Source organism: Corynebacterium ulcerans (genome assembly GCF_900187135.1).
Classification (GTDB): domain Bacteria; phylum Actinomycetota; class Actinomycetes; order Mycobacteriales; family Mycobacteriaceae; genus Corynebacterium; species Corynebacterium ulcerans.
This window is the reverse complement of sequence record NZ_LT906443.1, coordinates 658,341-678,635: the sequence shown is the minus strand read 5'-3', so window position 1 is coordinate 678,635 and position 20,295 is coordinate 658,341. Positions and strand designations below refer to the sequence as shown.

Sequence of the window (20,295 nt, the reverse complement as noted above, 5' to 3'; positions counted from 1 at the left end):
AGTAGAGAACATGAAAGCTACATCCAAGATCATGTATTCGATGGCAACCTTCCTTGCCGTCATGTCGGTGATCTATGTTTTTGCCACAATGTACGTTAGGGATTCTGGCAGCCACCCTGGTTTTGAATGGGCTGGTGGAGTGTCGCTGATTCTGGCGACGCTGCTCACTCTGATGTTGGGTGGGTACCTGCACTTTACTGAAAATCGCATCGACATTCTTCCCGAGGACTGGGAAGAAGCTGAAGTTGCGGATGCTGCTGGAACTCTCGGATTTTTTAGCCCTAGCTCCATCTGGCCTGCTGCTATGAGTGGTGCTGTTGCTGTTCTTGGCTTTGGCGTTATCTTCCTTCACTACTGGCTTATCGCAGTTGGTGCGGCATTGCTTATCTACACCACAACCATGCTGAACCTTCAGTACGGAATGCCAAAAGAGAAGCACTAACTTATGTAGCTACCTTCCACTCTGATCTCTGTCAGAGATGCACCTTTTCCTTAGATAAACCCGATTTCTACCGGTTGTTATGACGGTAGGAAGCGGGTTTATTTTTGTCTATCTGGATAGAGGTTGCTTAAAGAGGCTGTCGATGGTCGGAAAAGTTCCCATGCGGTTAAAAATAATTTTTGGGGGGCAAAAAGGGTTAAGCCGTCTAGTATTGCAGGTAAAAGCGCAGGTAGTCGGGGGTCATACTAAAGTTGCAACACCGGCAAATGCTCTCCTTTTGAGATGTGAAATATATCTCAGGTAAATGAAGAGGGAAATAAAACTGAAGAAAGCTGTAAAGAGGCTTGGGGGAGGCGGATGTGGGGAAAAATGAGCAACCGTCACGTTGCTACTGTGATGACCTGCGGAAACTTGGCGTCGTATGGAAAGGGGGTTTAGTTCCCGTTATTGCTAAGAAAAACTGTGGGGTGGGAAACAGAAAAATATTGCTATCTACAAGAAATGAGAGACTAAAAAAGGCGGGGGCAGAATGTGACTTGATCGGAAGAAACGACCATACTAATTACCGTGACGAGCGCAATAGGAAACAAAGATATGGCAGCACCGCAGCGTGTTGCGGCACTGAACCGGCCAAATATGGTCAGTGTCGGCACGATTGTGTTCCTGTCCCAGGAATTAATGTTCTTCGCCGGTTTGTTCGCGATGTACTTCACCTCGCGCGCAAATGGAATTGGTAATGGCTCTTGGAAAGAAGGGGCTGGACACCTCAATGTGCCGTACGCATTGGTGATCACCGCTATTTTGGTGTCTTCCTCTGTGACAGCTCAGTTTGGTGTGTTTGCAGCGGAACGCGGAGATGTTTTTGGTCTTCGTCGTTGGTTCTCTCTGACCATTGTGCTGGGAGCAATCTTCTTGCTCGGGCAGAGCTATGAGTATTACCACTTGATCGAGCATGGAATGACAATCCCGAGCAGTGTGTACGGTTCTGCGTTCTACATCACCACGGGCTTCCACGCAGCACACGTGCTTGCGGGTGTTTTGGCTTTTGTGGTTGTGTTGCTTCGCATTTCTAAGTCGAAGTTCACACCTGCACAGGCGACTGCTGCGATGGTGGTGTCCTATTACTGGCACTTCGTTGACGTGGTCTGGATCGGCCTGTTCATCACGATCTACTTCATTCAATAGGCAGTCTTGGTTCATATGACCACTCAACCCGGTTATGTGAATTGAGATAGCCCCTCACTTTCCATATTCGAGAACATTAAGGGAAATGATGGATACCACCCAGAACAAGACTGAAGCGGTAGAAGTACCCTCAGCTTCAGTCTCCAAGGCCAAGAAAGTTCGAGCTCGCCGCAAGGTGCGCCGGACTGCTGTTGGTGCTTTAGCACTAGCTGTTGGCCTTACCGGTACCGGACTTTTGGTTAATGCTGTGACACCTGATGCCCAGGTAGCCACAGCGCGCCAAGACGAGCAAGCAATGATTCAGGAAGGCAAGGACCTTTATGACGTTGCTTGTATTACCTGTCATGGTGCAAACCTCCAAGGTGTGAAAGATCGGGGTCCTTCGCTGATTGGCGTTGGCTCCGGTGCAACTTACTTCCAGGTTCATTCTGGACGTATGCCGATGCTGCGCAATGAGGCACAAGCCATGCGTAAAGCTCCACGCTACTCTGAGGCACAAACCCTAGCGCTGGCCGCATACGTTGAGGCTAATGGCGGCGGCCCTGGCATCGTCTATAACGAGGACGGCTCTGTCGCACTAGATACTCTTCGTGGTGCTAACTACAACGGAAAGATCGATCCAGCCGATGTCGCTCGCGGCTCGGATCTCTTCCGTTTGAATTGCGCTTCTTGCCATAACTTCACAGGGCGCGGTGGCGCGCTTTCTAGTGGTAAATACGCACCTGTTCTAGACCCTGCAAACGAGCAGGAAATCTACCAGGCAATGCTTACTGGTCCTCAGAACATGCCTAAGTTCTCGGATCGCCAGCTCTCCGCTGACGAGAAGAAAGACATTATTGCTTACATCAAGTCGGCTAAAGAAACACCTAGCCCTGGCGGTTGGAATTTGGGTGGCCTAGGACCAGTCTCTGAAGGCATGTTGATGTGGCTCGTTGGAATCGTGGTCTTGGTGGCCGCTGCTCTGTGGATTGGATCTCGCTCATGAGCAATAGCAATGAAAAGAAATACACAACGCAAGAACTAGAAGCGATGTCTAACGACGAACTAGCCCGTTTGGGTACAGAACTCGACGGCGTGACTGTTGCTTATCGTAAAGAGCGTTTTCCCGTTGAGGGTGATCCGGCGTCCAAGCGTGCTTCTATAAAGGTTGGCGTTTGGTTCGGTATCGGCATCGTTTCAGCCTTGGCATACTTGGCTATTTACTTGTTCTGGCCATGGCATTATAAAGGTCTCGGCGATGACGGATTGTGGACCTACACGCTGTACACGCCACTGCTTGGTTTGACCGCAGGTCTTGCCATTTTGGCATTGGGTTTCGGCGTGATCATCTACATCAAGAACATCATTCCTGCAGAGATCTCTGTGCAGCGCCGTCACGATGGCCCTTCGGAAGAAGTGGATCGTCGTACGATCACCGCGCTGCTGAATGATTCTTGGGAAACCTCCACCTTGGGTCGTCGTAAAGTTCTGAAGTCGATGCTCGGTGTCGGTGGACTCCTCACTGGTTTGGTTATCGTCGCTCCACTCGGCGGCATGGTGAAGAACCCGTGGAAGAAGGGCGAGCTAGGTATTCAGGGAGACGGAACCCTGTGGACCTCCGGTTGGACGTTGCATGAGAAAGGCGTGAAGCTTTACTTAGGACGCGACACCGGAACGACTGCTGAGAAGCACAGCACTTCCGTTGGCACGCATTACACAACGCACGGTGTTAGCCGCCTTGTTCGTATGCGCCCAGAAGATTTATCTGCTGCTGCAATGGAAACCGTTTTCCCGCTCCCAGAAGAGCTGGTTAACGATGGCGATAAATACAGCGCAGATGCTGACGTGTACACGGAGCAGATGCACTCGATTCACGGCCCTCGAAATGCAGTCATGCTTATTCGTCTCCGTGCTTCTGATGCTCAAAAAGTTATTGAGCGTGAAGGACAAGAAGAGTTCCACTACGGCGATTATTACGCCTACTCCAAGATCTGCACGCACATCGGTTGCCCAACGTCCCTCTATGAGGCTCAGACAAACCGCATCCTTTGCCCGTGCCACCAGTCGCAGTTCGATGCATTGCATTACGGTAAGCCAGTCTTTGGTCCTGCCGCCCGTGCTTTGCCGCAGCTGCCGATCACCGTTGACGAAGAGGGTTACCTCATTGCCGCAGGCAACTTTGTTGAACCTGTCGGCCCGGCATTCTGGGAGCGTCGTTCATGAGCAACAAACTAGCTGACATCGGCAATAATATTGACTCTCGATACACAGCTGCTGCTGGTATTCGTCGTCAGATTAATAAGGTATTCCCGACGCATTGGTCCTTCATGCTCGGCGAGATCGCTCTCTACAGCTTCGTTATTTTGTTGCTGACTGGCGTATACCTGACACTTTTCTTTGATCCTTCCATTACCAAGGTTATCTACGAAGGCGCGTACCTGCCTTTGAATGGCGTGGAAATGTCTCGTGCTTACGAGACTGCGTTGAACCTTTCCTTCGAGGTGCGTGGTGGTCTGTTTATTCGTCAGATGCACCACTGGGCTGCGCTAACCTTCATGGTCTCCATGACAGTGCACATGCTCCGTATCTTCTTCACTGGTGCGTTCCGTCGTCCTCGTGAAGCTAACTGGATCATCGGTTGCGTGCTTTTGTTCCTGGGCATGGCTGAAGGCTTCATGGGTTATTCCCTTCCTGATGATCTGCTTTCGGGCGTTGGTCTACGCATCATGTCTGCCATCATCCTGGCACTTCCGATCATCGGTACCTGGTTGCACTGGTTGATCTTCGGTGGAGACTTCCCATCTGATTTGATGCTTGATCGCTTCTATATTGCACACGTGCTCATCATCCCGGGCATCATCCTTGGCTTGATTGCAGCTCACCTTGCTTTGGTGTGGTACCAAAAGCACACCCAGTTCCCAGGTGCAGGCCGTACAGAAAATAACGTTGTCGGCGTTCGTATCCTCCCTGTCTTTATCCTGGAGACCACGTCCTTTGGTCTGATCACCTTCGGTTTCTTGGCACTCTTGGCTGGTCTGACCTCCATCAACGCTATTTGGAACCTGGGTCCCTATAACCCGTCACAGGTTTCAGCTGGATCGCAGCCTGATATTTACATGCTGTGGACTGACGGTGCTGCGCGTGTGATGCCTGCTTGGGAACTCTACTTTGGTAATTACACGATCCCTGGTGCTTTCTGGGTTGCTCTTCTCTGTGGTGTTCTTGTCGCGCTACTTGTGGCTTACCCGTTCATTGAGAAGAAGATCACTGGTGACGATGCTCATCACAACTTGCTGCAGCGCCCCCGCGATGTTCCAGTCCGTACGTCTCTTGGCGTGATGGCAATCGTCTTCTACTTCCTCCTAACACTCTCTGGCGGTAACGACCTGTTTGCGTATCACTTCCAGGTTTCTTTGAACGCCATGACATGGGTTGGTCGTATCGGCTTGATTGTCTTGCCTCCGCTGGCTTACTTCATCACATACAGAATCTGTCTCGGTTTGCAGCGTTCTGACCGTGAGGTTCTGGAACACGGTATTGAAACCGGCGTTATTAAGGTCATGCCTAACGGTGCCTTTGTTGAGGTACACCAGCCGCTTGGCCCGGTAGACGAGCATGGACACCCAATACCACTTCCATACGCTGGTGCAGCTGTTCCTAAGCAACTCAACCAGCTTGGTTTTGGTGGAAGTCCTGGCCGTGGTTCGTTCTTCACTCCAGACTCGGAGTCTATCGCGGCTAAATACGATGAAATTGAGCATGAGAATCATCGTGAAGAAGTTGAAATGTATGAGAATCTGCAGAAGCAGAATCGCATCAAAGATGGGGTAGAAAAAGACTAGCCCTAAAACGTTCTCGAATACGACAGTGGCCTTCCTGTTAATCAGGAAGGCCACTGTCGTCTTTGTGCGGGGACTCCTTATATATAAGGAGCAGACACAAAACAGACGCGGACAGGGGAGGGCTGCGGGAAACCTAGTCGGAGAACCATAGTGCACATGATGGAGTCTGTGTTTTAACGCCGCATTATTACGAGTTGTTAGATATTGGTGTGGTTTGAGTGGCTCCAGTGGTCCTCGATACCTTGTAGATGCTGTTACTTTTGAGGTTTTAGTTACGTAAGTGACGCTTTTTATGGAGCAAAAAGGGTGCAATGCTGCGTTTTTTCCGACAGAAAAAGCGACATTGTGGGGTCCGGGTAGGGGAAAAATTACAGAATGTGATCGGGATCATACCTATTTATATTTCGGCAATTGTGGCGAAAATGTGTTGAGCTTCGGGGGCTTGTTCACTTCCAAAGGAAGTTCTTATTAGTGCAGTTCGTCGGGGGGATTTTCGCTATTTAATGCTCACGATGACGTCTGACGGGGGTGGACTTATCTAAAATTAAGAAAAAGGGCCTTTTGTTAAGTAACGGTTTTATAACGTGTGGATTTTTGTTGATGGGTGGACATCGAGTGTTGCCGTTTCGTAACCTAATCGAGACATTTGAGTTGGTCCCGTGTGATGGGGCTGCACGTACTTGAAGATAGGGTCGCTTGCTTTCTTTGAAAAAGGAAGGCAGTCACTATGTGGCAGACCGATATGGATTTGGAGTTTCTTTCGTGGCTAAGCACCGTCGCAGCAATCAGAACACCGCACGTAATGCAGCAGCAGCTTCTGCTGTAGTGGTGGGCGCCACCGCAACTCTTACCGGACAGGCACATGCCGCTGAGGTTGTAGTTCCTAACACAGGAATCAAGTTTGAAGTTCAGGGAATTGAGAATGTACCTGGCATCGCAAACATTCCGGGCAGTGATCAGTGGATCCCTTCCCTGCAGGGGCAGGGCGGGAATGCTAACTACTCTGCATTGGTAAACGTTCCTACCGTCAGTTCTTCTCCGGCCACTTCTTCCGGCCAGGCTGTAGTTGACGCAGCACGCTCCAAGATTGGTTCTCCTTACGTATGGGGTGCTGCAGGTCCTAGCGCCTTTGACTGCTCGGGTTTGACCTCATGGGCATATGCGCAGATCGGTAAGTCTATCCCGCGCACTTCTTACGCTCAGGCTGCAGGCGGAACAAAGGTAGCTCGACAGGATCTTCAGCCTGGCGACATTATTGCTTTCTACTCTGGCGCTTCCCATGTTGGAATTTATACAGGTAACGGCACTGTTATTCACGCACTGACTGAAGGTACCCCTCTTTCTGAGTCACCTATCGACTACATGCCTTATTACAACGCAGTCCGGTATTAATTTGCTTGGCGATTGATAGTGAAGGTTCGGCATTAAATGCCGAACCTTCACTATTTTTCACTTTGCTTACGGTTATGCAGCGCAATGCTTGTTTTTTGCTGTGTGGGCTATATAGTTATTGTGTTCATCTAGCTAGATATTTGGGGAAAACAGTGAAAAAAACGCGCCGAATGCTTTTCGTTGCTCCTTTGCTGGTTATGGTTTCTATGGGCGGGGCTTTGGCACCTGCTGTTTCGGCGGATGACGTTGAATCACTCATCAGCTCGATGGAGGCTATTTCCCAAGATGCGAACGCTAAGAATGAGGCAGTGAAACAGCTGGAGCTTGATTTAACTGCAGGAGAAGAATCTTTGCGGAATCTTCAGTCTGACGTTGATCGTGCAACCCAGGAGGCGGATGAAGCGAAGTCTCAAGAAGATATTTATCGTAGTGAGATTAATCGTTTAGCAGCTTCAAAATATCGTGGTGCGGTTATTGACCCGTTGACTAACGCTGTCTCTGCAGAAAATCCCCAAAATGCTATTGACCGTGCTGCGTACATGTCGGTTCTCACTAGGAATGCGCAGGCGGCTTTAAGTCAGTTGTCTAAGGCAACGGAAAATTCAGCAGTCAAGCGAGGCTCTGTCACGCGAGCCATTGCTGAAGCGAAGTTTAGGCAGGCCGAGCTAGAAAGACAGCACGGGGTTTTGCTCAAAGAACAAGAAGAGCTCAAGACAAAGACGGAAGACTTGCGTAAGCAAGTGGAAAGTCTAAGCCGTGAAGATAGGCTGCGATGGGAAGCTAAAAATGGTCCCGTGGACTACTCTCTCGACGGAGTCGTCGGCTCCAATCCCGAGGGCATGGGAGCTTTGCAAGCAGCTATGACCAAGCTCGGCTCTCCTTATGGCTGGGGTGCGGTAGGACCATCGCAATTTGATTGCTCTGGATTGGTGTACTGGTCTTATCAGCAACAAGGTAAGTCGCTTCCGCGAACCTCCCAGGCGCAAATGGCTGGTGGAACTCCCGTTTCTCGTAGTGAGCTACAACCGGGAGACGTCGTTGGGTATTATCCGGGCGCCACTCACGTGGGAATCTACGCAGGAAACGGCATGCTCGTGCATGCGTCGGATTATGGCATTCCAGTTCAGGTTGTTCCTGTTGACTCCATGCCTTTTTATGGCGCTCGCCGTTACTAATATTGAACTGCACGTCTGATGGCAGAGCATGCCCGACGATCAATGATCGTTGGGCTCTCGCTATTCATGGGAGAATCAGAGTATGACCCGGATGCTCTTAGTTACTAATGATTTTCCGCCGACTCTTGGCGGCATCCAGTCGTATATCCGTGACTATTTGGATGAGCTGTTGCCACAAGATGTAGTCGTTTTTGCTTCTACGCAGGATGACGCTGCGGCTGCAGCCTATGATGAGTCTCTTCCTTATACGGTTTACCGCTGGCCTCACAAGATCATGCTTCCTACTCCTGCTACAGCTCGCCGAATGGCGGAAATCATAGAAAAGGAGCGGATAGACACCGTATGGTTTGGCGCGGCCGCCCCATTAGGCCTCCTTGGCAAAAGAGCTAAGAAAGCCGGGGCTCACCGGGTTATTGCTTCGACTCATGGGCATGAAGTGGGTTGGGCAATGTTGCCGATAGCACGTCAGTTATTAAGGCGGATTGGCCGATCCAGTGATGTAGTCACTTATATCTCCGAATTCACGCTTAGCCGTATCCGTGGGGCCTTTGGGCCTGGTGTTGAGTTTGCTCACCTTCCCTCTGGTGTAGATGTAGAGCGTTTTCACCCGGTGGAAAGTGACGTGAGAAGAAGTATCCGTGAGGAATTGGGATGGGATAAAGAGGAATTTGTTATCGCCTGTATTTCTCGGCTAGTCCCTAGGAAAGGGCAGGATCGGCTCATTGAGGCTCTTTCGGAAATAGATCAAGGAGATAAGCCAGTTCGATTAGTACTTGTAGGCGGGGGACCGTACGAAACTAAGTTGGTGGAACTAGCGGAAAAGCATGGGGTAGCAGACCGCGTTGCTTTTATGGGAAGGGTCTCTGAGGATCGTATGGTGGAGATTCTTCAGGCTTGTGATCTTTTTGCGATGCCATGCCGGACCAGGGGGCGAGGGCTCGATGTTGAGGGATTAGGAATTGTTTTCCTAGAGGCGCAAGCGTGTGGTGTTCCAGTTATCGCGGGGGACTCAGGTGGGGCACCGGAAACGATTGTTCCCGGAGGCGGTCTAGTTGTGGATGGGAACAATGTAGTGGCGGTGGCACGTGCAGTGAACTCTCTTATAGCGATGGGCGGACAGCGTCGACAAGCTATGGCAGACAGAGGGCGACAGCATGTGAAAGAACAATGGAGTTGGGAGATTATGGGACAGAGGCTGCGCGCATTGCTATAAGCGTAAATGTGATATTGGGTTGGTGGCTCGCTATACTTTGCTAGTTATGCTTTGTGCGGTTTCGTAGTGTGCTGCCGCATATAGCGCGTGTTTTCCAAAAGTCGAGGGCAATTGAGGCGAGATATGTCTGAAAGATCCGACGCAGTCACCGTGGGCTTTGATATTGGTGGAACTAACATGCGGGCGGCGGCGGTGACTTCGGATGGGCAGATTATTGACTCTATGTCGGTTCCTACGCCATCGACTCCTGAATTGCTCGAATCCGGAATCATCGAGCTGGTAGACGCTCTGAGACAGAAGCATGAGATTTCCGCAGTAGGGTTGGCGGTAGCTGGTTTTTTGGATCCTGATTGTGAAGTTGTTCGTTTTGCTCCGCATCTCCCGTGGAGAGATCGAGCTGTTCGCGCAGAGCTTTCAGAATCCCTAGGATTACCGGTTCGTCTCGAGCACGATGCAAATTCGGCAGCATGGGGAGAATATCGGTTTGGTGCCGCTCAGGGGGCAGATAACTGGGTTCTCTTTGCGGTAGGTACCGGAATTGGTGCAACTCTCATGCATCAAGGAGAGATTTATCGTGGAGCGTTTGGCACAGCGCCAGAATTTGGTCATCTCACTGTAGTCCCAGGGGGACGGGTATGCTCCTGCGGCAAACGTGGATGTCTAGAGCGGTATTGTTCAGGAACGGCTTTGGAAACTACTGCCCGTGAGATGATTGCAGCGGGTAAAGCAACCGATTCCGTGCTTATCGACGCTCTAGCTAACGGTTCCTTAAGCGGTAAACGCATTATGGCTGCAGCTGGTGATGGTGATCAGCTTGCTTGCGCCGTTGTAGAAGATTTCGCCCAATGGATGGGACGAGCTCTGTCCATAGTGGCAGATGTCCTTGATCCCGGACTTATCGTGATCGGTGGGGGAGTATCCACTGCAAGCGCACTCTACCTCGATACTGCTGTGGAGACGATGAGTACATCGATGGTGGGGGCAGGGTACCGCCCCCTTCCCAAAGTTTCGTGTGCGGAGCTAGGTGGAGATGCGGGTATGATCGGGGTATCTGATTTGGCTCGCCAATTGGTCTGATCGCCCTCGCTCTCTGATATTCAAGGAATCCCTTATGCACAACAAGTGGTACTGGACTCTCAAGCATATTCTGCTGGGTCCTCTCCTACGCCTGTATAACCGACCTGAGGTTGAAGGAGTAGACAAGATCCCATCATCGGGGGCGGCGATTTTAGCCTCGAGTCATCAGTCGGTCATGGATTCTTTTTATTTTCCTTTGGTGTGCCGCCGACAGATTACTTTTCCTGCAAAGAGCGAGTATTTTACTACTCCAGGATGCGTTGGGCGACTGCAAAAGTGGTTTTTTACTTCCGTAGGCCAGGTTCCTATTGATAGGAACTCTCCGACCGCTGCTGTAGAACTTATTAGTACTGCTCGCGAAATCTTGGGCCGAGGGGACGTATTTGGGATTTATCCCGAAGGTACGCGCTCGCCCGATGGACGGGTCTATAAGGGGCGGACAGGAATGGCCCGGATTGCGTTTACCACTAATGATCCAGTGATTCCCGTTGCCATGATCGGAAGCCGGGAAGCTAATCCGATCGGGTCATGGATACCGCGCCCGTATAAAGTTCGGATGAAAATAGGCGATCCGATTATCCCTTCTGAATTTGCCGCTAAGCGGGGACTGGATCCAGAATCGCATGAGGCCTACCGCGCACTCACGGATTATGTCATGCATGAGCTTTCGCGATTGAGCGGCCAACCGTATGTGGATATGTATGCAACAGACGTAAAGAAGTCTCTCGAAGAGGGCAAAGGGTATCCCGCAGGTGCGGAGTAAATTTGGTTGCCCTTAGTTTTCGTAGCTCTGGTGATCAACTAGGCTTATGGTCATTTCGCATGGCTATGTGCCTATATCCAGAGTTCGAGTATTCCGCAATAGTGAAATGGGCTCGTTGATAAGCAAAGCATAGGGCGGTCAATTCAAAGACAGTGCAGCCGGTTTTCCGGCGCTTTGCTTTGTATAGCAAGACAAACGAGTAAGGCAATAGCCTGCAGAGGGAGCATAATGGATCGGCGAGTAGTAAAGCCGCGTGTTTTTCGCTTTCCCTCTAGCGTTAGCTTCCTGAGAAAAAAGAAGATGCAGGAAGAAACCCGCAAGAATTTTACTCACAGAATGCGAGATACCCGATGCGAGCGTCCGGCATATAGTACTGGTGGTGCTGGCTTCTTAGCAGAAAAAACACACGAAGCAACAGGACCCCATCTTCCTGCACAGCTGCCTGTTCCTCCTGAGCCTCGGACGGCTGCAGCAACAACGCCATCCACCCCTCAGGGGAAACCGCGCATGGCGTGGCCTGATTTAGCTAAAGGGCTATCGATCATTGGAGTAGTTCTTCTCCACATTTGTTTGGCGGTTCCTGATGGTATGTACACGACCGCGGCTCACATAAATGAACTCATTGCCCCGCTTCGGATGCCGTTATTTTTTCTGGTGAGTGGTTTCTTTTCCGTCAAAGTATTTCGTTTTAACTTTGCAGAGTTATTTGTACATCGCCTGTGGTTCCTTTTAGTTCCCTACGTGCTATGGACTCCATTGGAGTTATTTGCCAAGAGGATAGAATTTTTTGTTTTTTGGGATGAGCCGCTTCCAGACCAAGATTTTTACGTGGAAGCTCTATGGACTTCTGAAAACATGTATTGGTTCTTGCATTCTCTGTTTTTCTTTACCATTGCGTTGTGGAGCACAAAGTTTCTGCATCCGTGGTTACGGTGGTCTATTCCGTTGGCCATTATTTTGGGAGCGCCCATAGCTCCAGAAACTCCCATGACAGAAAAAGTCGTGGCGTATCTTCCGTGCTTCTTGCTAGGTGCCTACGCTCGACCGCTCATCGAACGTTATGCAGAGAATGCCCTTAAACCTATAGAGCTTGCAGTGGCTTGCGGGACGTTGCTGCTCAGCCGTGAAATATCGCGTTTTTCGGTGTCGGAGGTCTGGGAACTCTCCCTGCTTACGCTTACGCATTTATTGTATTTACCTGCCGCCATAGCATCTGCGGTCTTGCTCTCTAAGATTTCGTTATTAAGTGAAGGCCTACAGTGGATTGGCCGTCATACCTTGGTTATTTATTTGAGCCATCCCATTGTTTTGACGCTACTTTTTGGTTATTTCTTCCGATATCGTGAGGAAGGAATTGAATTGTATAGCGACACGCTCTTGGGATCTTCTGGGGTGTGGATTTTGCTGTGTATTGGTTTTACGATTGCCGGAGCCGCAGCGATGGAGCTTTTGTCGCATGTTCCGCTCATTGGGCGTTCAATTGCTCCCCATGGCTTGGTTCCCCGTCGGGTGGTCGTCGAAAAGCAAGCACCTGTATCTGCTAACTCTTAAGTTAGGGGGCGATGCATGTCCGTTGCGTGACGGTTTATTACTGTGGTGATTAATTGACAGATAATGTGTGCTGGGTTTTTTCTATACCTTTGACGCGCACGACAAGAAACCGTTGATTTTATCGTAGTGAGGCAAGGTCGGATGAGGTATTTTTATGACACCGAGTTCATTGAAGACGGCCGCAGTATCGAACTTGTCTCGATCGGCATTGTCGCTGAGGACGGGCGAGAGTACTACGCAGTGTCCACTGATGCTGACCACTCTAAAGCTGGGAAATGGGTTCGGGAGAATGTGTTAAACAAACTGCCAAATCCGTCGAGCGAGTTATGGAAAACTAACGCACAGATCCGTGAGGAGATTGTAGAGTTTCTTTTATCCGCAGACTCTCATCCGGAACTGTGGGCGTGGGTAGGAGCATACGATCACGTGGTACTTGCCCAGCTCTGGGGTGACATGACGGGGCTACCGCGAAAGATCCCCCGTTTTACTCATGAGCTTAAACAATATTGGGAATTTGCCGGGCAGCCTGTATTGCCTAAAGCGCCCGACGGAAATCATGACGCTCTCGTCGACGCACGGCATAACCTGCAGAAATTCAAGGTGTGTGCGATGCGTTTGCCGATCGATAAAAAGAATCGAGCATAAAACGTCCTGTTTTGGGCTTGTTTTCCGGTCTCGGTGAGGCACTATTTCTGCATAAAATGTTCAAGGGTAGAATTTTATGTTCCTCCGACGCACTGGTTTTTGTGGTGACGTGCTAAACATAAGAGTGTGAGTTGGACAGTAGACATTCCCAAAGACGTTTTGCCAGACCTTCCACCGTTGCCGGATGGATTGCAGCAGCGATTTGAAGACGTTATCGCTCGTGATGCAAAGCAGCAGCCAATTTGGGACACGAAAACCGCCGAGAATGTTCGCAAGATCCTCGAGTCGGTGCCTCCTATCGTGGTTGCCCCGGAGGTTCGTGAGCTAAAAAAGTTGCTTGCCGACGTTGCCAATGGCAAGGCCTTTTTACTCCAAGGCGGGGACTGTGCTGAGACTTTTGAGTCCAACACGGAGCCTCATATTCGTGCCAACATTAAGACACTTCTGCAGATGGCAGTGGTGCTTACTTACGGCGCTTCCACTCCGGTCATCAAGATGGCTCGTATCGCAGGACAATACGCTAAACCCCGTTCCTCTAACCTCGATGAAAACGGCTTGCCCAACTACCGTGGGGACATCGTGAACGGTGTGGAAGCGACCGAGGAAGCCCGCAAGCATGATCCCGCACGCATGATCCGTGCATATGCTAACTCCTCTGCTGCCATGAATTTAGTTCGTGCATTAACGTCATCGGGCACCGCTGATTTGCATCGATTGACAGGCTGGAATAGGCAGTTTGTTGCCAGTTCTCCTGCTGGAGCACGCTATGAGGCGCTGGCTCAGGAAATCGAGCGAGGATTGCGGTTTATGAACGCCTGTGGCGTTACTGACAACACGTTGCATTCTGCAGATATTTTTTGTTCCCACGAGGCTCTGGTCGTGGACTACGAGCGGGCTCTGTTGCGCTTGGCAAAAAATGAGGACGGAGAAACAGAGCTCTATGATCTGTCTGCGCATCAGCTCTGGATTGGCGAGCGCACACGGGGAATCGAAGATTTCCACGTTAACTTCGCAGCAATGATCGCCAACCCTATAGGCATCAAGATCGGTCCTACTTGTACTCCCGAAGAAGCCGTAGCGTATGCAGACAAGCTAGATCCGAATTTTGAAGCGGGCCGTCTCACCATGGTTGCCCGCATGGGTCATGATAAAGTTCGTTCTGTCTTGCCAGGCATTGTCCGAGCTGTCGAGGACTCCGGACACAAAGTGATTTGGCAGTCGGACCCGATGCACGGGAACACCTTTACTTCTTCCAATAGCTATAAGACTCGCCACTTTGACAAGGTGATTGATGAGGTTCAGGGCTTTTTTGAAGTCCATCGTGCGTTAGGTACACACCCAGGTGGCATTCACATTGAACTTACTGGTGAAAATGTCACTGAATGCCTTGGCGGAGCAGAAGATATCACGGATGTGGATCTTCCGGGACGGTACGAGTCTGCTTGTGATCCACGCCTTAACACTCAGCAATCGCTGGAGCTGTCCTTCCTAGTCGCTGAGATGTTGCGAAACTAGGTGAGTGCTTTTATGCACGTGCCACGCCTACACAGCTGATAGGTATAGGCAACGCCTCGTATTCTTGGTTAGCAAACGAGCCCAAGAATACGAGGCGTTGTGTTCTCTGTTAAGAACCTATTGTTCGTAGTCTGATCTCAGCCCCGGGAGTCTCTCGTCCTCCTGTGGGGGATTGCCAGTAGACGCGAGATGACGGCTTTTTAGCTCCAGTGCCCTTGACCGTAAATCCGGCCTCTTCAAGAATCTTCTTGGCTTCGGAATACTTTTTGCCCACGACGGAAGGAACATTGACCTCACCGGCGAGTACTAGGTCTACGCTGGTACGCGCGGGATCAATGAGGCTTCCGGAAGGCGGCATGATGGAGGTAATTTCGTCCGCAGAGTTGCCGGATTCTGCATCCGATCGGGTGACACTGTTTACTCTGATTCCGGCAGCAGCGAGCTCGCTGGTGGCCTCTTGCTTAGATTTCCCGCGCACGTCAGGGATTTCCACAGCCGTGGAGATCCGGAGGGTGACAGTGGTGCCACGAGGCAGAGTAGTGCCGGCTTCCGGTAGCGTACCGATGGCATCTCCGCCGCGTATCTCTGAGTTAAACTCCTCGGTGATATTCACTTTGAGGCCAAGCTTTTCCAGCTGCTCACGTGCTGATTCCTCAGACATTTCCGCGACATGAGGAACATTGACCGGGGCGGGGCCTCGGGATAGCGCAACGGCTACTTCTGAACCCACGCGGACTGTCGTTCCTGGTTCTGGTTTTAAAGAAACAACTTTCCCTTCAGGAACGTCATCAGAATATTCTGGCGGTGCCTCTGAATAAGATAAGGAGCGCTCCTCTAAAAGCGCACGGACTTCCGCAGTATCGTGGCTGCTGGGGATAGAAGGTACGGTGGGCTTTCCTTGGGAAACTAAGAGAGTAATCTCGTTGCCTTTTACCGCTCTATGACCGACCTCAGGGATGGCTCCCGCGACCAAATCGGCTGGAATATCATCGCTATAGACGGGGGAGGTGGTTGTGCTAAAACCCGCATCCTGCGCCAGCGCAGTTGCTTCTATTTGGCTCATTCCGAGTACCTGAGGAACTTCTCCGTATCGTCCAGAGCCAAACCACCAACCACCGATTGCCACGGATGCCGTCACAACGAGAACAAGGACAAGCCAAATAATAAAACTTGTCTTTGACCTGTTAGTTATTGGACGTTCTACTGGAGGCTCTTCTACTGGTCCTGGAGGAATAGTTTCAGGAGCTGCAGGAGCGGCTGCAGCATAGGGATCGGGCGCAATGCTGGGAGCAGGGGGTGTAGCGTCGATTAATCCTTCGTGGGGAAAGATCTGAGTTTCTGTAGCTGACTCTGTTGCAGGGAAGACGGATGTCTCATGTGTAGTCGAATACTGCGAGTGGGGGAATAGTCCGTGCCCCGGAGCATCGTCGATAAGCTCGGTTGCATCCCTAGGAATATCTGTGGTGAGCAGATCGGTAGCACTGAGTGCGCCGTTGATGTTTTCGGAGGCACGGTGGGCTGCCGCATTAGCGGGAACGGGAACTTTGAAAGCCGGAAGTTGGAGTTCGGCTGCAACGTCGTCTAATGCCGTGAGAAATTCGTCAGCATCGGTAAAACGATCGTGAGGGCTTAACGTGGTTGCTGAGGCCACGAGGGCGTCGAAAAGCGGGGGAATGCCGTCAATAACATCGCTTGGCGCGGGGACAGTACGGTCGAGACGTGAGTAGGCATGGGCGATTTGTGTATCGCCGCTAAAAGGCGTGGTGCCGGTGAGCAACTCATAAAGCAGAATGCCAGCCGAATATACGTCGCTGGCGGGGCCAATATCATCACCAGACACTTGTTCAGGGGATAAGTAGGAGACTGTACCAATAATATTGGCAGAGGTCGCTTGGCTTGCCGACGCAGCACGCACAAGCCCAAAGTCCGCAAGCTTTACCTGATGGTCGCTATTGATAAGGACGTTGTCGGGCTTTATATCCCGGTGCACCATTCCTGCGTTATGCGCAACGGACAAACCCGTAAGCACAGAGTGCATAACGGCTGCCGCTGCGTGAGGAGGCATGGGGCCGCGTTCTGCAAGCAGCTCACGCAGTGTGCCCCCTGTTATTAACTCCATGATCAGAAAGACTTGATCGCCGTCGGAGGAGAAATCGTATACTCCCACTAAACATGGGTGGGAAAGCTGCGCCATAGAACGTGCTTCGCGCTGGAAGCGTTGGCGAAATATAGGATCGTCGATATACCGAGCGTCCATTACTTTTGCAGCAACATGGCGCTCTAAACGCAGATCTAAACAGCGATAAACTGTGGACATACCACCGCGCGCGATGGGGGCCTCAATACGGTACCGGTTCTCCAGAACATCGCCTACTATCAACTCTGCCATGATAAACAGTATGGACGACTTGTACCTGCCTTTGCTAACTCGCCGCACTATTTATCGCGCAGTTCTAGCAGACAAGCTAGATTAACAAGGGTGAGTAACAACAACGTGTCACGTAGCGCCTTGCCAGACAATGAGCCCCTTCTTACTGTCCCCGATTATGCGGAGCGTTTGGGACTTCCTGTAACCAGAGTTTTTGATCTTCTCGGTGAGCATAAACTCATCTGTGTTTATGACGATGGTGTGCGCAAGATCCCCGAAGCTTTCCTCTCTGTGAAAGGAACCACCAATAAGTTTGTTCCTGGGGTCATTGCGTTGCTTTCCGACGGTGGCTTTACCGACGAGGAGATCTTCCAGTACCTCTTCACCGAGGATGATACTTTGCCAGGACGGCCTGTCGACGCCCTCCACGGACACCTTGCCCGCGAAGTCATGCGTCGCGCACAAGCAGCGGCATTTTAGACGCCCGTAGTACTCAGGGCGTTGTCGTTGACGGAGGCCTCAAAAATTGAGCGGGTCATCCACCAGCCTGCGATCACCGTGGCTACCATCCACACCGGATTGTAAAGCTGGTGGTTTCCGCTTCCTGTGAATGCCATCGCTACGACGATAGAACCTCCCACGGTTATTTTCTTTAACCACAGCGGTGGCGTGAATGTACCGATGAGGGAAAGTACACTCGCGTAGTACCAAGGGAGGGTCACAGCGTTGAAAAAGAACGCGACCGCATATGCAGCGGCTGTGCCACGGATGGCATCGCGGTAGCTTTTTCGGAACACCCACCAGCAGATCACAAGCCCTAGCGCCATGAGAACCATGGAGACTACGCGTAGCACACCCACGACAGCGTTGAAGGGGAACGGGTCAATCCACAAGCTTCCCACGCTAGAAATTATGGTGGCTATGAGGGAAGGAAAAGCGAGTGGGTTAATAACTTTGGTGTTGCCGCTCAGTGCTGCAATCCAGCCCCAGGAAGCCCCTGAAGCCCAGGTTACTGCAGCTAAGACAGCGAGAGTCTCGATAGCGCCGACGATTCCCGCTGCGAGGAAAACACGTGTTTTTGTTTTCCATGAACCCGGAACATGCGCAACCGCTATCCATACAACGAAGGGGAGCGCGAGAGCCGCAGTAGCTTTCAACGACATAGCGACTGCGATGATTGCAATAGCGTAGAGGTAATGTGCTACCGATTTACGCAGTGCTAGCACTAAGCCGATGCTGACTAGGCCCACCATGATTGACTCATTGTGCATGCCTCCGATGAGATGAAAAACCATCACTGGGTTAGCCACGCCCAACCATTGCGCCATTGCAGGATTACTGCCCAGGGCGAGGGCTATTTTAGGAATAGCCCACATGATCCCCATAAAACCGAGGATGGACAGTGCTTTAAAACAAAAAATCCCGTAAGCAATGTGGTTTCCGCATAGTCGCACTATGCCTTCACTAATCCATAAATGGAGTGGACCATACGGAGTGGTGGTGTTTCGCCAATCGTGCGAGACTTCGTACAGAATAGGGCTGGGATTGGCGGATGCACCTTGGGTGTAAGCATCGAAACCGTCGCGAAGCAGCGTGCCTTGCATCAAATAGGAATAGATGTCCCGAGACATGATGGGGGCGGCGAGCGCAAGGGGGATAATCCACAAAGTCAGCGTTCGGGTTACATCCTGAACGGTCGCATGGCCCGCGACGACTCGTCGTCCGAGTAAGAACCATGCTACGACAAATAACGCAGAGCCGATCCACAGCGTGATATTAGAAAAGCCAGCCCCATGGCCATAAGACAAAAATTCCAGGTTAAGGATATCTAACAACCCGCCGCGGTTTCGGATGGCGCCGCCACCAAAAGAACCTAGAGTGATTAAAATCGTGGCTATCAAGCCTGTTCGGACCGGGGAAAGCGAATAGAGCTTTGTTAACACAAGAGTCATCGTTGTCACGCAGAATTACATTGAGCGGGCTGTGGCTTTATTGGCCAAAGATACGAGTATGTTGCGTGCATCGTCGCTGATATCTGCGGTGCAAAGGTGAGAAATTCCCCGTTCTGCGAGTTCATCAATGCGTTTTTCCACGCCGGCTTCTGCGCCAGTTTGACGAATAGTATCGGCTAAACGCGCAATATCGTGTGGCTCGGTAACCGTTCCCACGCCTTTCCGAATGGATTCCACGGCATCTGCGTTATCCGCGGCGTGAGCAAGCTCAAGGGCTTTGGCAACTAGAACAGTGCGCTTGCCCTCGCGCAGGTCGTCACCTGCTGGTTTCCCCGTGACTGCGGGGTTACCAAATACACCGAGTAGGTCGTCGCGAAGCTGGTATGCCACGCCGATGTCTCTTCCGTAATCACGAAGCGCACGTACGATTTTTTCATCGGCACCGGCTATAGCAGCACCGATGTGCAACGGACGCTCAATTGTGTAGGCCGCAGTTTTAAAGCGATTGACGTTTTCTGCAAGTTCGATGCTTTCGCTTCCCGCAGACTCTAGGAAGACATCAAGGAGCTGACCGCCGATAACTTCTGTGCGCATACCACGCCAGGCATTAGAAGTCCGGGCGATAGCTGCATCGCTTAGTCCAGAAGTCCTAAACATATCGTCTGCCCAGGCAAAGGCAAGATCACCAAGCAAGATCGCAATCGACTCGCCGAAGTGCGCAGAGTCGCCATTCCAAGAGTTATCTCTATGACGAGCCTCCGCAGTTCGGTGAACAGTTGGTTGTCCTCGACGAGAATCGGAGGCGTCGATGATGTCATCGTGGATTAAAGCGCAGGCCTGGATGAGCTCGAGAGAGCTAATCGACGCTAATACGGCTTCCGGATCTTCCGCACCTTCGAGTCCGTTGCCGGCTAAAAAACCAGCCCATGCATAGCTAGGGCGAATCCGCTTGCCGCCGCCTAAGACAAAATCTTCCAGATAAGTCACTGCGCGAGATACCGGCTCACCAATGACGGAGATTTTGCGGGAGCGTCCTTGGAAAAATTCGCGCAGTTTTTGTTCCACAGCCGGTTCGATTTCGGAGAAAGCTAAGGAACGTGCATCGAATTGAGGGGGCGTAGTGGAACGAGACACTGTAGCGGGATCCTTTTCTCTTACAGGAGATGCGGTGTGCGCGTCTCGGGAGTGGTGCATAT

The 20,295-nt window shown here is 51.3% G+C and carries 17 protein-coding genes; 14 read left to right on the top strand and 3 right to left on the bottom strand.

What is annotated here, in order from left to right; genetic code table 11:
* The first annotated feature begins 10 nt into the window (after positions 1 to 10).
* The 13 genes from ctaF to CKV68_RS02945 all read left to right on the top strand — a co-directional run bounded on the left by ctaF (position 11) and on the right by CKV68_RS02945 (position 14,779).
* Positions 11 to 442 carry an aa3-type cytochrome oxidase subunit IV gene (gene ctaF / locus CKV68_RS03010; protein ID WP_013911897.1) on the top strand — a complete coding sequence of 144 codons (432 nt, stop codon included), beginning with the start codon at positions 11 to 13 and terminating at the stop codon, positions 440 to 442.
* Between the two features lie 567 nt (positions 443 to 1,009).
* A complete protein-coding gene (gene ctaE, locus CKV68_RS03005) occupies positions 1,010 to 1,627 on the top strand; it encodes an aa3-type cytochrome oxidase subunit III (protein WP_023636001.1) in 618 nt (205 codons plus the stop codon).
* An 88-nt stretch (positions 1,628 to 1,715) separates the two neighbouring features.
* Positions 1,716 to 2,612 (top strand): cytochrome bc1 complex diheme cytochrome c subunit, encoded by an 897-nt coding sequence (gene qcrC / locus CKV68_RS03000; RefSeq protein ID WP_013911895.1) that lies wholly within the window; start codon positions 1,716 to 1,718, stop codon positions 2,610 to 2,612.
* On the top strand, positions 2,609 to 3,829 hold the full coding sequence (qcrA, locus tag CKV68_RS02995; RefSeq protein ID WP_013911894.1) for a cytochrome bc1 complex Rieske iron-sulfur subunit: 1,221 nt from the start codon (positions 2,609 to 2,611) through the stop codon (positions 3,827 to 3,829). The genes qcrC and qcrA overlap by 4 nt, the downstream gene beginning before the upstream one ends.
* Positions 3,826 to 5,448, top strand: coding sequence for a cytochrome bc1 complex cytochrome b subunit (gene qcrB, locus CKV68_RS02990; RefSeq protein WP_013911893.1), 1,623 nt, complete (start codon positions 3,826 to 3,828; stop codon positions 5,446 to 5,448). The genes qcrA and qcrB overlap by 4 nt, the downstream gene beginning before the upstream one ends.
* A 762-nt stretch (positions 5,449 to 6,210) precedes the next feature.
* On the top strand, positions 6,211 to 6,840 hold the full coding sequence (locus tag CKV68_RS02980; protein ID WP_013911892.1) for a C40 family peptidase: 630 nt from the start codon (positions 6,211 to 6,213) through the stop codon (positions 6,838 to 6,840).
* 170 nt (positions 6,841 to 7,010) lie between these two features.
* Positions 7,011 to 8,015 carry a C40 family peptidase gene (locus CKV68_RS02975; RefSeq protein ID WP_049781502.1) on the top strand — a complete coding sequence of 335 codons (1,005 nt, stop codon included), beginning with the start codon at positions 7,011 to 7,013 and terminating at the stop codon, positions 8,013 to 8,015.
* Between the two features lie 82 nt (positions 8,016 to 8,097).
* Positions 8,098 to 9,228, top strand: coding sequence for a glycosyltransferase family 4 protein (locus tag CKV68_RS02970; RefSeq protein ID WP_029974315.1), 1,131 nt, complete (start codon positions 8,098 to 8,100; stop codon positions 9,226 to 9,228).
* 123 nt (positions 9,229 to 9,351) lie between these two features.
* The gene (locus CKV68_RS02965) at positions 9,352 to 10,305 is read left to right on the top strand and encodes an ROK family protein (RefSeq protein ID WP_013911889.1); all 954 of its coding nucleotides are present in this window, start codon (positions 9,352 to 9,354) and stop codon (positions 10,303 to 10,305) included.
* Positions 10,306 to 10,339: 34 nt separating this feature from the next.
* Positions 10,340 to 11,068, top strand: coding sequence for a lysophospholipid acyltransferase family protein (locus CKV68_RS02960; RefSeq protein ID WP_013911888.1), 729 nt, complete (start codon positions 10,340 to 10,342; stop codon positions 11,066 to 11,068).
* Between the two features lie 228 nt (positions 11,069 to 11,296).
* The gene (locus CKV68_RS02955) at positions 11,297 to 12,619 is read left to right on the top strand and encodes an acyltransferase family protein (RefSeq protein ID WP_095075565.1); all 1,323 of its coding nucleotides are present in this window, start codon (positions 11,297 to 11,299) and stop codon (positions 12,617 to 12,619) included.
* Positions 12,620 to 12,760: 141 nt separating this feature from the next.
* The gene (locus CKV68_RS02950; RefSeq protein ID WP_014526021.1) at positions 12,761 to 13,264 is read left to right on the top strand and encodes a polyadenylate-specific 3'-exoribonuclease AS; all 504 of its coding nucleotides are present in this window, start codon (positions 12,761 to 12,763) and stop codon (positions 13,262 to 13,264) included.
* Between the two features lie 126 nt (positions 13,265 to 13,390).
* Positions 13,391 to 14,779, top strand: coding sequence for a class II 3-deoxy-7-phosphoheptulonate synthase (locus tag CKV68_RS02945; RefSeq protein ID WP_095075564.1), 1,389 nt, complete (start codon positions 13,391 to 13,393; stop codon positions 14,777 to 14,779).
* Between the two features lie 109 nt (positions 14,780 to 14,888).
* Here CKV68_RS02945 and pknB read toward each other — a convergent pair whose 3' ends face one another.
* Complete coding sequence (gene pknB, locus CKV68_RS02940) at positions 14,889 to 17,168, bottom strand: Stk1 family PASTA domain-containing Ser/Thr kinase (RefSeq protein ID WP_167376957.1); 2,280 nt, start codon at positions 17,166 to 17,168, stop codon at positions 14,889 to 14,891.
* Between the two features lie 90 nt (positions 17,169 to 17,258).
* Here pknB and CKV68_RS02935 point away from each other — a divergent pair, with 90 nt between their 5' ends.
* Entirely contained in the window at positions 17,259 to 17,627 is a 369-nt protein-coding gene (locus tag CKV68_RS02935) for an Rv2175c family DNA-binding protein (protein WP_032802843.1), read from the top strand.
* Here CKV68_RS02935 and CKV68_RS02930 read toward each other — a convergent pair.
* Both CKV68_RS02930 and CKV68_RS02925 read right to left on the bottom strand, forming a co-directional pair.
* On the bottom strand, positions 17,624 to 19,099 hold the full coding sequence (locus CKV68_RS02930) for an alpha-(1->6)-mannopyranosyltransferase A (RefSeq protein WP_014836608.1): 1,476 nt from the start codon (positions 19,097 to 19,099) through the stop codon (positions 17,624 to 17,626). The two genes, CKV68_RS02935 and CKV68_RS02930, sit on opposite strands and share 4 nt — an antisense overlap.
* A 15-nt stretch (positions 19,100 to 19,114) precedes the next feature.
* Positions 19,115 to 20,293, bottom strand: a complete 1,179-nt coding sequence (locus CKV68_RS02925; RefSeq protein ID WP_095075563.1) for a polyprenyl synthetase family protein — start codon at positions 20,291 to 20,293, stop codon at positions 19,115 to 19,117.
* Between the last annotated feature and the right edge of the window lie 2 nt (positions 20,294 to 20,295).